Annotated in this window: 13 protein-coding genes; 4 read left to right on the top strand and 9 right to left on the bottom strand. The window is 72.6% G+C overall.

From position 1 onward, the window contains the following. From ABD54_RS12495 to hisD, 9 genes are all read right to left on the bottom strand, one after another. A partial coding sequence (locus ABD54_RS12495; RefSeq protein ID WP_047869633.1) for an ABC transporter ATP-binding protein occupies positions 1-1,980 on the bottom strand: 1,980 nt, incomplete at its 3' end. A 330-nt stretch (positions 1,981-2,310) separates the two neighbouring features. Continuing rightward, on the bottom strand, positions 2,311-2,892 hold the full coding sequence (locus ABD54_RS12490) for a peptidoglycan-binding domain-containing protein (RefSeq protein ID WP_047869632.1): 582 nt from the start codon (positions 2,890-2,892) through the stop codon (positions 2,311-2,313). A 351-nt stretch (positions 2,893-3,243) separates the two neighbouring features. Continuing rightward, positions 3,244-4,017, bottom strand: a complete 774-nt coding sequence (hisF, locus tag ABD54_RS12485) for an imidazole glycerol phosphate synthase subunit HisF (protein WP_047869631.1) — start codon at positions 4,015-4,017, stop codon at positions 3,244-3,246. Continuing rightward, positions 4,014-4,775 (bottom strand): bifunctional 1-(5-phosphoribosyl)-5-((5-phosphoribosylamino)methylideneamino)imidazole-4-carboxamide isomerase/phosphoribosylanthranilate isomerase PriA, encoded by a 762-nt coding sequence (gene priA, locus ABD54_RS12480; protein WP_047869630.1) that lies wholly within the window; start codon positions 4,773-4,775, stop codon positions 4,014-4,016. The genes hisF and priA overlap by 4 nt, the downstream gene beginning before the upstream one ends. A 76-nt stretch (positions 4,776-4,851) precedes the next feature. After that, a complete protein-coding gene (gene hisH, locus ABD54_RS12475; RefSeq protein ID WP_047869629.1) occupies positions 4,852-5,511 on the bottom strand; it encodes an imidazole glycerol phosphate synthase subunit HisH in 660 nt (219 codons plus the stop codon). Between the two features lie 17 nt (positions 5,512-5,528). After that, positions 5,529-5,690: a hypothetical protein gene (locus ABD54_RS28560; RefSeq protein WP_013154204.1), complete on the bottom strand. Its 162-nt coding sequence runs from the start codon at positions 5,688-5,690 to the stop codon at positions 5,529-5,531. Continuing rightward, positions 5,691-6,284, bottom strand: coding sequence for an imidazoleglycerol-phosphate dehydratase HisB (gene hisB / locus ABD54_RS12465; RefSeq protein WP_047869635.1), 594 nt, complete (start codon positions 6,282-6,284; stop codon positions 5,691-5,693). Positions 6,285-6,371: 87 nt separating this feature from the next. Further along, positions 6,372-7,454, bottom strand: a complete 1,083-nt coding sequence (locus ABD54_RS12460; protein ID WP_047869628.1) for a histidinol-phosphate transaminase — start codon at positions 7,452-7,454, stop codon at positions 6,372-6,374. Positions 7,455-7,562: 108 nt separating this feature from the next. Continuing rightward, complete coding sequence (gene hisD / locus ABD54_RS12455; RefSeq protein ID WP_200904099.1) at positions 7,563-8,858, bottom strand: histidinol dehydrogenase; 1,296 nt, start codon at positions 8,856-8,858, stop codon at positions 7,563-7,565. 248 nt (positions 8,859-9,106) lie between these two features. On the opposite strand from hisD, the gene ABD54_RS12450 reads away from it, so the two are divergent. The 4 genes from ABD54_RS12450 (at position 9,107) to ABD54_RS12435 (ending at position 13,204) form a co-directional block, all read left to right on the top strand. Then, a complete protein-coding gene (locus ABD54_RS12450; protein WP_047869626.1) occupies positions 9,107-9,667 on the top strand; it encodes a ferritin in 561 nt (186 codons plus the stop codon). A gap of 111 nt (positions 9,668-9,778) precedes the next feature. Beyond that, the gene (locus ABD54_RS12445; RefSeq protein ID WP_047869625.1) at positions 9,779-10,555 is read left to right on the top strand and encodes an LON peptidase substrate-binding domain-containing protein; all 777 of its coding nucleotides are present in this window, start codon (positions 9,779-9,781) and stop codon (positions 10,553-10,555) included. A 220-nt stretch (positions 10,556-10,775) separates the two neighbouring features. Continuing rightward, positions 10,776-11,261 carry a Cys-tRNA(Pro) deacylase gene (gene ybaK / locus ABD54_RS12440; RefSeq protein WP_082166789.1) on the top strand — a complete coding sequence of 162 codons (486 nt, stop codon included), beginning with the start codon at positions 10,776-10,778 and terminating at the stop codon, positions 11,259-11,261. Positions 11,262-11,335: 74 nt separating this feature from the next. After that, positions 11,336-13,204 (top strand): long-chain fatty acid--CoA ligase, encoded by a 1,869-nt coding sequence (locus ABD54_RS12435; RefSeq protein WP_047869623.1) that lies wholly within the window; start codon positions 11,336-11,338, stop codon positions 13,202-13,204. The last annotated feature ends 19 nt before the right edge of the window (positions 13,205-13,223 follow it).

Below are 13,223 nucleotides of genomic sequence, written 5' to 3'. Positions count from 1 at the left end.
TTCGAGGGGGCCGGGTTCCTCGGGCAGCGGGGCTCTCTCGGCCTGCCCCTCGGCGGAGGCGCGCTCGTAGGCGGTGACGAGCCTGGTGTAGCCGGGCGAGGTGGTGAGCAGTTCCTCGTGTGTGCCGCGGGCCAGCACGCGTCCGCGCTCCATGTAGACCACCTCGTCGGCGAGTTCGATGGTGGCGCGGCGGTAGGCGACCACGACCACGGTGGCGGCGTCGTCGCGTTCGCGCAGGCCCGCCAGGATCTGCGCCTCGATCTGGGGGTCCACGGCGGAGGTGGCGTCGTCCATGATGAGCAGCCTCGGGCGGCGCACGATAGCGCGGGCCAGGGCCAGGCGTTGGCGCTGTCCTCCGGAGAGGGTGGTGCCCTTCTCGCCGAGCCGGGCGTCGAGTCCGCCCTCCAGTTCGCGGACGAAACCGTCGGCGCGGGCCAGGCGCAGGGCGGCCCAGACCTGGTCGTCGTCGGCTCCGGTGCCCAGGGTGATGTTGTCGCGGACGCTGTCCTCGAACACGAAGGTGCCCTGGGGCACCAGGGCGGCGTGCCGGGGGATCTGGTCGCGTGCGAGTTCGCGCGCGTCGACGCCGTCGAGGGTGACGGTGCCCGTGTCGGCGTCGACCAGGCGCATGAGGACGGTGGTGAGCGTGGACTTGCCCGAGCCGGTGGGGCCGACCAGTGCGACGGTGCGTCCGGGGGCGATGTCCAGGTCCACGCCGTTGAGGACGGTGGTGCGCGGCGCGGTGTCGGCGTCGCCGTCCATCAGGTCGCGCGCGCCGCCCCGCGCGCCGCCCCGCGCGTCGTAGGAGTCGGCGTAGGAGAAGGTGACGCCGCGGGCGCTCAGGGCGATGCCGGTGGGGGTGTCCTCCAGGGTGCGGGCGCCGTACTCCATGGCGCCGCCGGAGTTGAGCACGGACTGGACGCGGTCCCAGCCCACGACGCTGCGGGGCAGGTCGCCCAGGATCCATCCGAAGGAGCGGATGGGCAGGGCCAGGAGGGTGAACAGGAAGGCGATCTGGACCAGGTCGCCGGCGTCGATGGCTCCGGTGGACAGTCGCCACATGCCCAGGAGCAGGACGGCGAGCACGCCGAAGTTGGGCAGGGCCTCCATGACCGGGTCGAACATCGAGCGCATCCGGCCGACCTGGATGAGCGCGTCGCGCAGGCGGTGGGCGGCGGAGGTGAAGCGCTCGGTCTCGGTGTCCTCGCGGCCCAGGGTCTTGATCACGAGGGCGCCGTCGAAGGACTCGTGTGCGACGCCGCTGACCTCGGCGCGCAGTGCCTGGGCGCGTGAGGCCATGGGTGAGACGCGCCGTTGGAAGACGACGTTGGCGGCGGCCAGGACCGGAAAGACGACGAAGGCGACCAGGGCCAGGACCGGGTCGGTGGTGATCATGGCGACGGCCGCGATGACCAGCATGAACACGCTGCCGACGGCCATGGGCAGCGGGGCGAGCGGCTGCCAGGCCGCCTCGACGTCGGCGTTGGCGTTGGACAGGAGCTGTCCGGTGGGGTGGCGGTGGTGCCAGGACAGGGGCAGTTCGAGGTACTTGCGGGCGACGGCGCGGCGGTAGCGGGCCTGCATGCGGAACTGCATGAGCGCGGCGAGCATGCGGCGCATGGCGATGCCGGTGGCCTTGCCCAGTCCCACGCCCATGAGGAGCGCGGCGGCGCCGACGAGGGCGGCGGTCGTGGTGCTGCCCTGTTCGAATGCGGGGAGGATGGTGGCGTCGGTGAGGTGGCCCAGGACCGAGGCGGAGCCGACGTTGACGGCGGCGTGCAGCATGGCGCCGACGACGGCGGCGAGGAAGACCCACGGTTCGGTGCGGGCGGCCACCCACAGCACCCGCATGCCGCGGGCGAAGACCCCTGTGTGCTCGGCGGCGTCGGTTCCCTGGCGTGTTCCCGGCCCGTCGGCGGCTCCGGGCGGCGCCGATCCCTCCTCGTTCTCCGGTGCCCTGGTGCTCGTACCCCGCGCCATACGCCCCCCGTTCTCCTCAGTGGCCGGGCAGGCCCGGCGCAGCCCGACACGCGCGCGGCGGCCCCCGGACATGCCGGAGGGCGTGGCCGCGCGCGTGTCGTGTCAACCTATCCAGCGGCACCGACAAGGTTCCACCGGATTGTTTCAGCGCGCGGCGCGACGGGGCTATTCCGTCTGGTTCGGAGCGTGGCGCGGACGGTTCCCGCCGCGGGCGGCGGCGGGGGCGCGGAGCGGCCGCGCGCGGCGGCGCCCGGGCCCCGAGGGGGTGGGCCCGGGCGCCGCCGGGAGGGGAGCGTCCCGGTCACGGTCGCCGGGGCTGCGCGGGGCCGGTCAGCGGGCGTAGTCCTGGTAGCTGATCACGGCGTGGAAGGAGACGGGTCCGAAGATCCCGTCGACGCCGATGCCGAAGTGCTCCTGGGCGGCGCGGACGGCCCGCTCGGTGGCGGGCCCGTAGACGCCGTCGGTGGCCAGGTGGGCGTTGAACTTGGCGTTGAGCTCGCGCTGGATCATGGTGACGACCGGGCCGGTGTCGCCGCGGCGGAACTGGTGCTGGCCGAAGACCAGCTCCTGGAAGTGCTCCCAGGTGTCGGGGTTGAGGTCGCCGTCGTCGTGCAGGCCGAAGGCCTGCTGGTAGGTGACCAGGGTCTCCTGGAGGTCCCGGTCGAACTCCAGGTCCAGTTCGCCGGGGTTGATCTCTCCCGAGGAGAGCAGCATCTTGGCGGCGTAGACGTCGATGCTGGAGTCGCCGAGGGTGTACTCGGGCCAGACCTGGGACTCGATGGCGGCGAGGACCTCGGGGGAGGTCTGGTCGAGGTCGTCCGCCAGGGCGGCGGGAGCGGTGGCGAGGGCGGTCGTCGCGGCGAGGGCGGCGGCCGCGAGGAGGGAGGCGGCCCGCCCGGTGGTGGTGGACATGGAGAGGTTCCTTTCCCCTGTGGTCCCTGTGGTCGGTGCTGCGCGGTGGTTCGGTGTTACACACTGTTCGATGTGCGAGACCCGCACCGCGTTCACAAAATGCACGCCAATACCACCAAAAGGACACAGTTCTCTGTCTTTGTCCCGTTTTTTCAGCACACGCGACAACCGATTCGGCGGTGTGCGCGTGTAACGGGCCGCGGGGGCGCGACCGGGTTCCGGCCGGAGGCGGGGCCGAGGAACACGTGGGCTCGGACAGGCAGGGGCCGGACACGCGGAGGGCCTTCGCGCGCCCGCGGGCGCGCGAAGGCCCTGTGCCCGGGGAACCGGCCGGGGAGGGGCCGGCCCCGTTCAGCGGACGGGGTGGCCCGCCTCGCGCAGGCTCTTCTTGACGTCGGCGATGGTGAACTGCCCGAAGTGGAAGACCGTCGCGGCCAGCACGGCGTCCGCGCCCGCCGCCACGGCCGGGGCGAAGTGCTCCACCGCGCCCGCTCCGCCGGAGGCGATCAGCGGCACCTCCACACGGGAGCGCACCGCCCGGATCAGCTCCAGGTCGAAGCCCGACCGGGTGCCGTCGGCGTCCATCGAGTTGAGCAGGATCTCCCCCGCCCCCAGCTCGGCGGCGCGCTCGCACCACTCCAGGGCGTCGAGCCCGGCGCTGCGGCGTCCGCCGTGCGTGGTGACCTCGAACCCGCTCGGCGTCGGCCGCCCGTCCCCGCGCACCCGGCGCACGTCGGCGGAGAGCACCAGGACCTGGCGGCCGAAGCGCTCGGCGATCTCCCCGATGAGTTCGGGGCGGGCGATGGCGGCGGTGTTGACGCCCACCTTGTCCGCGCCAGCGCGCAGCAGCCGGTCCACGTCGTCGGGGGTGCGCACCCCGCCGCCCACGGTCAGCGGGATGAACACCTGGTCGGCGGTACGGCGCACCACGTCGTAGGTGGTCTCGCGATCGCCGCTGGAGGCGGTGACGTCGAGGAAGGTGAGCTCGTCGGCGCCGTCCGCGTCGTAGGTGCCGGCCAGCTCGACCGGGTCGCCCGCGTCGCGCAGGTTCTCGAAGTTGACGCCCTTGACCACCCGCCCGGCGTCCACGTCCAGGCAGGGGATGACGCGCACCGACACGCTCACGGCCGCACGCTCCCGGCCCCGCGCACCGTGGCCAGGGCGTCCTCCAGGGTGAAGGCGCCCTCGTACAGCGCGGTGCCCATGATGGCGCCCTCCACGCCCAGCGGCACCAGCGTGGCGATCGCCCGCAGGTCCTCCAGGCTGGAGACTCCGCCGCTGGCCACCACCGGCTTGTCGGTGCGCTCGCACACGGTGCGCAGCAGGTCCAGGTTGGGTCCCTTCAGGGTGCCGTCCTTCTGGACGTCGGTGACGACGTAACGGGCGCAGCCCTCCGACTCCAGGCGCTCCAGGGTCTGCATGAGGTCACCGCCGTCGCGGGTCCAGCCGCGCGCGGCCAGGGTGGTGCCGCGCACGTCCAGGCCGATCGCGATCCGGTCGCCGTGCTCGGCGATGATCCTGGCGCACCACTCGGGGTTCTCCAGGGCGGCGGTGCCGATGTTGACCCGCCTGCACCCGGTGGACAGGGCTGCGGCCAGCGACTCGTCGTCGCGGATGCCGCCGGACATCTCGACCCTGACGTCGAGGCGGCCCACGATGTCGCGCAGCAGGTCGCGGTTGTGGCCGCGGCCGAACGCGGCGTCCAGGTCCACCAGGTGGATCCACTCGGCGCCGGCGGACTGCCAGGCCATGGCCGCCTCGAAGGGGTCGCCGTACTGCCCGCCGGAGCCCGCCTTGCCCTGGACGAGCTGGACGGCCTGGCCGCCCGCCACGTCCACGGCGGGCAGCAGTTCGAGTACGGGGGTGGTGGTCTCGCCGGTCATGGACTCATCTCGTTCTCGTCGGTCGGAAGGTCTTCGGGAGCGGTGGCGGGCCGGGCAAGGCCCGGGCGGACACCGGTCAGAGGGTGCCCACCCAGTTGGCCAGGACGCGGGCGCCAGCGTCCCCGGACTTCTCGGGGTGGAACTGGGTGGCCCACAGGGGTCCGTTCTCGACGGCGGCCACGAACGGCTCGCCGTGCTCGGCCCAGGTCACACCGGGCTCGGGGATGCGCTCGTTGGTGGGCGTGAACTCCCACTCGCGCACGGCGTAGGAGTGCACGAAGTAGAAGCGGTCCTCGGGCCCGATACCGGCGAAGAGCCGGGTGTCCTCGGGCGGACGGACGGTGTTCCAGCCCATGTGCGGAACGACGGGCGCGCGCAGGCGGTCGACCGTGCCGGGCCATTCGCCGCAGCCCTCGGTGACCTCCTCCCCCGCCCCGGCGCCGGAGCCGGCGCGCTCCACCCCGCGGTCGAAGAGGACCTGCATGCCCACGCAGATGCCCAGGACCGGGCGACCCCCGGCCACGCGCCTGCCGATGATCCGGTCGCCGCCCGCGGCCCGGAGGCTGGACATGCACGCGCTGAACGCGCCGACGCCCGGGACGACGAGGCCGTCCGCGTCGAGGGCGGCGTGCGGGTCGGAGGTGACGGTGACATCGGCTCCGGTGCGCTCCATCGCGCGCTGCGCCGAGCGCAGGTTGCCGGAGCCGTAGTCGAAGACGACCACTCGTGACGGCATGGTGCTGCCCTTCCCCTTCAGAAGTAGTCCAGGCGCAGTACGCCGGAGGCCAGCGCGAGCGCCGTGCATCCGGCCAGGACGACGGCGAGGGGCCGGTTGACCCTCCACAGGGCGTACGCGCCCCCGGCGAGGAAGCCCCCGAGCACGATGAGGGCGATCCCCCACAGGTATCCGTCCATCTACAGGGCGCCCTTGGTGGACGGGACGCCGCTGACGCGCGGGTCGTCCTCGGTGGCCGCCCGCAGGGCGCGGGCCAGCGCCTTGAACTGGCACTCGACGATGTGGTGGGCGTTGCGGCCGTAGGGAACGCGCACGTGCAGGGCGACGCGGGCCTGGGCCACGAACGACTCCAGGATGTGACGGGTCATGGTGGTGTCGTAGTCGCGGCCGATCAGCGGGGCCATGCCCTCGGGCTCGCTGTGCACCAGGTAGGGGCGGCCGGAGACGTCGACGGTGACCTCGGCCAAGGCCTCGTCCAGGGGCACCTTGGCGTCGGCGAAGCGGCGGATGCCCCGCTTGTCGCCCAGCGCCTCGCGGAAGGCCGCGCCCAGGGCCAGGGCGGTGTCCTCCATGGTGTGGTGGGAGTCGATGTGCAGGTCGCCCTCGGTGCGCACGGTCAGGTCGAACAGGCCGTGCTTGGCGAGCTGGTCGAGCATGTGGTCGAAGAAGCCGACGCCGGTGGAGACGTCGGCGACGCCGGTGCCGTCCAGGTCGATCTCGACCAGGACCTTGGTTTCCTTGGTGGTGCGCTCGACGCGTCCGGTGCGGCTCATGGTGGTGGGACTTCCTCGCTCGGTGCGGTGGGTGCCGGGCCCGGCCGGGTCGGGCCGGGCGGCGGTCTCGGGGTCGGCGGGCACGGCTCAGCGCCCGGTGGCGCGGAGCAGGGCCCGGCGGAAGGCGGCCATCTCCTGCGGGGTTCCGACGCTGACGCGCAGCCACCCGGGCGGGCCGGTCTCGCGGATGAGGACCTGCTGTTCGAGCATGTCCTGCCAGACGCGGGTGCGGTCCTCGAACTCGCCGAACAGGACGAAGTTGGCGTCGGACTCGGCGACGGAGAAGCCCTGCTCGCGCAGCCAGGCGACCAGGGAGTCGCGTTCGGCGCGCAGGTCGGCGACGGCGGCGAGGAGTTCGTCGGCGTGGTCGAGCGCGGTGAGCGCGACCGTCTGGGTGACGGCGGACAGGTGGTAGGGCAGGCGGACCAGCTGGAGGGCCTCGACCACGGCCGGGTGGGCGGCCAGGTAGCCCACCCGCGCGCCGGCCAGCGCGAAGGCCTTGGACATGGTGCGAGAGACGACGAGCCTGGGGTTGTCGGGCAGCAGGCTCAGTGCGCTGGGCGTGCCCTCGCGGCGGAACTCGGCGTAGGCCTCGTCCACGACCACGACGCCGGGGGCGGCCGCGAGGACGCGCTCGGTGTCGGCGAGGTCCAGGGCGGTGCCGGTGGGGTTGTTGGGCGAGGTGAGGAAGACGACGCTGGGCTGGTGCTCGGCGATGGCGGCCAGGGCGGCGTCCACGTCGACGCGGAAGTCGGCTCCGCGCGGCACGGACACCCAGGCGGTGCCGGTGCCCCGGGAGATGATCGGGTGCATGGAGTAGGACGGCTCGAAGCCCATGGCGGCCCGGCCGGGGCCGCCGAAGGCCTGGAGGATCTGCTGGAGGACCTCGTTGGAGCCGTTGGCGGCCCACACCTGGTCGGCGGTCAGGCCGTGGCCGAGGTAGGCGGCCAGGCCCTCGCGGAGGCGGACCGCGTCCCGGTCGGGGTAGCGGTTGAGGCCCAGGGCGGTGTCGGCGACCGCCTCGGCCAGCGCCTTGGCCAGACGCGCCGAGGGGGGGTGCGGGTTCTCGTTGGTGTTGAGCACCACGGGCACGTCCAGTTGCGGCGCGCCGTAGGGCGAGCGGCCGCGCAGGTCGTCGCGCAGGGGCAGGTCGTTCAGGGTGAAGCTCACGGTTGCACGCTCATGGTCGGTCGGAGGCGGGCGGGGCGTGCGGGTCGCGGCCGGTGCGGCCGCGGGGCCCGCGCGCCCGGGTTCCCGCCGGGCGGGCGGCCTTCGGGCTCAGGCCTGGTCCGTGCGCGCGGCGACGGCCTCGCCGTGCGCGGGCAGGTCCTCGGCGTTGGCCAGGGCGATGACGTGGTGGGCGACGTCGGTCAGCGCCTCGCGGTCGTACTCGACCACGTGCACGCCGCGCAGGAAGGTCTGCACGCTCAGGCCGCCGCTGTGGCAGGCGCAGCCACCGGTGGGCAGCACGTGGTTGGACCCGGCCGCGTAGTCGCCCAGGGAGACCGGCGAGAAGTCGCCGACGAAGATCGCGCCCGCGTTGCGCACGCGCGCGGCCCACTCGGCGGCGTCGGCGGTCATGACCTCCAGGTGCTCGGCGGCGTAGGCGTTGACGACGGCGAGGCCGTGGTCGAGGTCGTCGACCAGGACGATGCCGGACTGCGGGCCGGACAGGGCCTCGCGGACGCGGTCGCCGTGCTTGGTGGCGGCCACGCGTGCGGCGAGGCGGTCCGTGACAGCCTCGGCGAGCGCCTCGTCCGGGGTGACCAGGACGGAGGCGGCGACGACGTCGTGCTCGGCCTGGCTGACCAGGTCGGCGGCGACGTAGTCGGGGTTGGCGGCGGCGTCGGCGAGGATCGCGATCTCGGTGGGACCGGCCTCGGCGTCGATGCCGATGACGCCCTTGAGCAGGCGCTTGGCCGCGGCCACCCAGATGTTTCCGGGGCCGGTGACCATGTCGGCGCGCTCGCAGGGGCCCGCGCCGTAGGCGAACATGGCCACGGCCTGGGCGCCGCCGACGGCGTAGACCTCGTCGACGCCGAGCAGCGCGCAGGCGGCGAGGATGGTCGGGTGGGGCAGTCCGCCGAAGGCGCTCTGGGGCGGCGAGGTGACCGCCAGGGAGCGCACCCCCGCCTCCTGGGCGGGGACGACGTTCATGACGACGCTGGAGGGGTAGACGGCCCTGCCGCCCGGTACGTAGAGGCCGACGCGGTCGACCGGGATCCACTTCTCGGTGACGGTGCCCCCGGGCACGACGCGGGTGGTGTGGTCGGTGCGGCGCTGGTCGCGGTGGACCGCGCGGGCGCGGCGGATGGACTCCTCCAGCGCGGCGCGCACGGCGGGGTCGAGGTCGTCCAGGGCGGCCTCGATCGCGTCCTTGGGCACGCGGATGTCGGTCAGTCCGACGCCGTCGAAGCGCTCGGTGAGTTCGACCAGGGCCTCGACACCGCGATGGCGCACGTCCTCGCACAGGGGGCGTACGCGCTCGGCGGCGGCCGCCACGTCCAGTTCCGCGCGCGGAAGGGCCTGACGCGGGTCGCCTTGGGTGCCTCGGAGGTCGATTCGACTGATCACGGTCCCAGTCTAGGGGGAAGTGCCCATTCGGTGGGCGGCGCCGTCCGGATGATGGACGCCACACGCGCGCCACCGGCGGGTACGCGTCGGCGCGGGAGGGGCGGCGGCATGGAACGCGTTACGCACGAATAAGCACGCCCTAAGTTTGGGACACCTAACCTTATTAAGCTTCAGAAAGGCTTGCCTAAGAAATTCGGATCACACGGATAAACGTCGCGAAATGATTTTCCATGCGTTATCGTGTACTCATGACTTCGAACAAGAGCAGCGATATCGGCCTTTCCAAGTTCCACCGGCTCCTCGTAGACCAGGTTCGGCACGAGTTCACGGCCTCGCACCAGTACGTGGCCGTCGCCGCCTGGTTCGACGACCACGACCTGCCCCAACTGGCGCGGGTCTTCTACGAGCAGTCCCTGGAGGAGCGCGACCACGCGATGATGATCGTGCGGTTCCTCCTGGACACCGACGTCCCGTTCTCCCTTCCGGGCGTGGACGAGATCGAGACCGATTTCGCCGCGCCCCGGGACCTGGTCGCGCTGGCACTTCGCCAGGAGCGCGAGGTGACCGACCAGTTCCAGCGCCTGGCCAAGGTCGCCCGGGACGAGGACGACTACACCGGCGAGCAGTTCCTCCAGTGGTTCATCCAGGAGCAGACCGAGGAGGTCGCCAAGATGTCGACCCTCCTCAACGTGGTGGACCGCGCCAACGGCAACCTGTTCCACGTGGAGGACTTCGTGGCCCGGGACATGCCCAGCGAGGACGGCGGCAGCCAGGACGCGCCCGGCACCGCCGGCCCGTCGGTCTCCTGACCCGGCGCCCCGCGCCCCCGGGCGCCCTCGGACCGCGGGCGGCGGTCACGGCCGGGGACGCGCCGCCGGTTTCGGCGCCCGCGTTCCCGGCATGAGGGGCATACTGGAACCATGCCCTTGGCCCTGCCGATCTTCCCGTTGAACACCGTGCTGTTCCCCGGTATGACCGTTCCCCTGCACGTCTTCGAGCGGCGCTACCGCCGCCTGGTCGCGGAGCTGCTCGGGCCCGCCTTCACCCAGGGGGACGAGATCGGGCGCGGCCGGGGCCCGGTCCGGTTCGGCGTGGTGTGGATCGAACTGGGCCAGGAGGTGGCCTCCGAGTCTGGCCAGGGCGCCGGTGGCGCCGACACAGGGACCCCCACCACGGGAGGGCCGGGCACCGCGCTGCCCCGGATCAGCGCGACCGGGTGCACCGCCCTGGTGCGCGACGTGCGCACCTACGAGGACGGCCGCTACGACCTGGTCGTCGAGGGCGGCGCGCGGTTCTCCATCACAGACCTGTCGCAGGTGGACGCCTCCTCCACCGAGGAGTACTCGACCGCGTCGGTGGCCTTCCTGCCCGAGCCGACCGGCCCGGACGTGGAGGAGCACGCCGAGCGGGTGCGCGACCTGTTCGGGACCTACTCCCAGCGCCTGGCCTCGATCGGGATGTCGCCGGACGCCTCGCCCGAACTGCCCAAGGACCCCATCGCGCTGTCCTACGCGGTGGCCGCGGCCGCGGTCCTGGACCAGGCGGAGAAGCAGCGGATGCTGGAGGCCGAGGACGCCGCGACCCGGCTGGCCGTGACCGCCCGGTTCCTGCGCCGGGAGAACCGCATCGTGGCCGCTCCCACACTGCCCAACCTGCCGGCGGGCCCCTTCCTCAACAACGGCGTGTCGTTCAACTAGGGGACCGCGCGGCGCGTTCGCCGGCCCCTTTCCGGGGCGAAGATCCCGATACCGGAGCCCGGTGGAGGAAACACCGGGTTTTCCCGCATGCCTGCGCGCGGCCCGCCCCGTGTTGGCCTAGCCTGCTGTGCGAACCGGTGCGGCGTGCCCGGGGCCCGACCCGGGCTGTTGCGACGCACGCGCCAGCGCGTTCGCGCGCGGAGAAGGAACCAGGTATTCAATGAGCGCAAAAGCCACACCCGCGACCGTGGCCGCCGGACGGACCAAGACCACGTACACGCTGCACCCCTACGAAGTGGACGGCTCCTCGGACGGGCACTCCTACGGCACCGACGCGGCCGACGCGCTCGGCGTCCCCCACGAGCACGTCTTCAAGACGCTGATCGCCGAGGTGGACGGGCAGCTCACCGTCGGGGTGGTGCCCGTCAGCACCACGCTCGACCTCAAGGCGCTGGCCGCCGCGGTCGGCGGCAAGAGGGCCGCCATGGCCGACGCGGCGCTGGCCGAGAAGGCCACCGGATACGTGCGCGGCGGGATCAGCCCCCTGGGCCAGCGCAAGCGCCTGCGCACCGTGATCGACGCGTCGGTGACCGAACTGCCCACGGTCTACGTCTCGGCCGGGCGGCGGGGTCTGCAGATGGAGCTCAAGCCCCGCGACCTGATCACGCTCACCGAGGCGGTCACCGCGCCGATCGGGGCCTCCTGACCCCCGAGGGGAACCGTTTCCGAGGACGTGCACGGGCTGTTGCCGGGTCACCTACCCAGGGGTAGTTTCGTGACATGAGTAACATTTCATCCCCCTTTTCCTCCGTTCCCGGTATGTTCCTCTCCCGCGTCGCGGAGTCTCCCGACTCCGAGGCGTTCAGCTACCCCCTTCCCGGCGCTTCCGGCGCCCCCGAGAAGTGGGAGACCCTCACCTGGTCCCAGACCCTCGACCGGGTGCGCGACATCGCGCTGGGCCTGCACGACCTGGGAGTGACCCCCCAGGCCCGGTGCGCGATCGTCTCCAGCACGCGCGTGGAGTGGATCCTCGCCGACCTGGCCGTGCTGTGCGCGGGCGGCGCCTCCACCACCGTCTACCCCTCCTCCGCCCCGCCCGACTGCGCCTACATCGTCTCCGACTCGGGCAGCATGGTGGCCTTCGCCGAGAACGACGAGCAGGTCGCCAAGCTGGTCGACCAGCGCGCGCGGATGCCGGGGCTGTCACGGGTGATCGCCTTCGAGGGCGCGGCCGGGGGCGACGACGACTGGGTGATGTCCCTGGAGGAGTTGGCCGCACGGGGCGCCGGACTCCACGCCCGGGACCCCGCCCTGTTCGAGGCGCTGGTCGCGGCGGTCGCACCCGACCACCTGGCCACGCTGATCTACACCTCCGGCACCACGGGCAGACCGAAGGGCGTGCGCCTGGACCACGCGAACTGGCTCTACGAGTCCCAGGCCATGGCGGACCTGGACACCGAACTGCGCGCGCAGGGCTGGGACCTGATGGGCCCAGACGACGTCCAGTACCTGTGGCTGCCGCTGTCGCACGTGTTCGGCAAGCTCATGCAGGTCAGCCAGCTGCGGATCGGCTTCCGTACCGCCGTGGACGGCCGCCCCGAGCGGATCGTGGACAACCTGGCCCTCGTGCGGCCCACCTTCATGGCCGCCGCCCCGCGCGTCTTCGAGAAGGTGTACAACCGCGTGGTCATGCAGGCTGAGGAGGGCGGCGCGGCCAGGTACCGGATCTTCCGGTGGGCCGCGGGGGTGGGCGACCGGGTCGCCCGGCTGCGGGAGGAGGGCCGCGAGCCCACCGGCCTGCTCGCCGCGCAGTACCGGGTCGCCGACAGGCTCGTGTTCGCCCGGCTGCGGGCGCGCTTCGGGGAACGGCTGAAGTTCTTCATCTCCGGCAGCGCGCCGCTGTCCCCCGAGATCGGCCGGTTCTTCTACGGTGCCGGGATCGTCATCCTGGAGGGCTACGGGCTCACCGAGACCAGCGCCGGGACGTTCGTCAACCGGCCCGGCGACGTGCGGTTCGGCACGGTCGGTCTGCCCATGCCCGGCACCGAGGTGCGCATCGCCGAGGACGGCGAGGTCCTCATCCGGGGCGGCGGCGTGATGCGCGGCTACCACAACCTCTCCGGCGCCACGGAGGAGGTGCTCACTCCGGAGGGCTGGTTCGCCACCGGAGACATCGGCGCCCTGGAGAACGGCCGCCTGCGCATCACCGACCGCAAGAAGGAGCTGATCAAGACCTCCGGAGGCAAGTACGTGGCGCCCCAGAGCATCGAGAGCCGCTTCAAGGCGCTGTGCCCCTACGTCAGCAACCTGGTGGTGCACGGCGACCGGCGCCCCCACTGCGTGGCGCTGGTGGCCCTGGACCCCGAGTCGATCGGCGTGTGGGCGCAGGAGCACGGACTCGGCCACCTCGACTACACGGGCCTGACGCGGGAGCCCAGGGTCAGGAAGATGGTGCAGGAGGCCGTGGACGAGCTCAACCGGAGCCTGCCCCGGCACGAGACCGTGAAGAGGTTCGCGATCCTGCCGAGCGACCTGACGGTCGAGGAGGGCGAGATGACGCCCAGCCTGAAGATGCGGCGGCGCGCGGTCGAGGAAAAGTACCGCGACCTGCTCGACGGCATGTACGAGGAGACCGTCCGCCGGCTCTGAGGACGGGAGCGGAGGCGGG

It is taken from the genome of Nocardiopsis sp. RV163, assembly GCF_001029525.1.
Taxonomy (GTDB): Bacteria; Actinomycetota; Actinomycetes; order Streptosporangiales; family Streptosporangiaceae; genus Nocardiopsis; species Nocardiopsis dassonvillei.
This window is presented reverse-complemented; position numbering and strand designations above follow the sequence as displayed.

Bases quoted from the DNA above. Each gene is read 5' to 3' on its own strand.
- ABD54_RS12450 (WP_047869626.1), top strand. From the start codon at position 9,107: ATGACTTCGAACAAGAGCAGCGATATCGGCCTTTCCAAGTTCCACCGG.
- ABD54_RS28560 (WP_013154204.1), bottom strand. From the start codon at position 5,690: ATGGACGGATACCTGTGGGGGATCGCCCTCATCGTGCTCGGGGGCTTC.
- ABD54_RS12490 (WP_047869632.1), bottom strand. From the start codon at position 2,892: ATGTCCACCACCACCGGGCGGGCCGCCTCCCTCCTCGCGGCCGCCGCC.
- hisB (WP_047869635.1), bottom strand. From the start codon at position 6,284: ATGAGCCGCACCGGACGCGTCGAGCGCACCACCAAGGAAACCAAGGTC.
- ABD54_RS12435 (WP_047869623.1), top strand. From the start codon at position 11,336: ATGAGTAACATTTCATCCCCCTTTTCCTCCGTTCCCGGTATGTTCCTC.
- hisH (WP_047869629.1), bottom strand. From the start codon at position 5,511: ATGCCGTCACGAGTGGTCGTCTTCGACTACGGCTCCGGCAACCTGCGC.
- ybaK (WP_082166789.1), top strand. From the start codon at position 10,776: ATGAGCGCAAAAGCCACACCCGCGACCGTGGCCGCCGGACGGACCAAG.
- priA (WP_047869630.1), bottom strand. From the start codon at position 4,775: ATGACCGGCGAGACCACCACCCCCGTACTCGAACTGCTGCCCGCCGTG.
- ABD54_RS12445 (WP_047869625.1), top strand. From the start codon at position 9,779: ATGCCCTTGGCCCTGCCGATCTTCCCGTTGAACACCGTGCTGTTCCCC.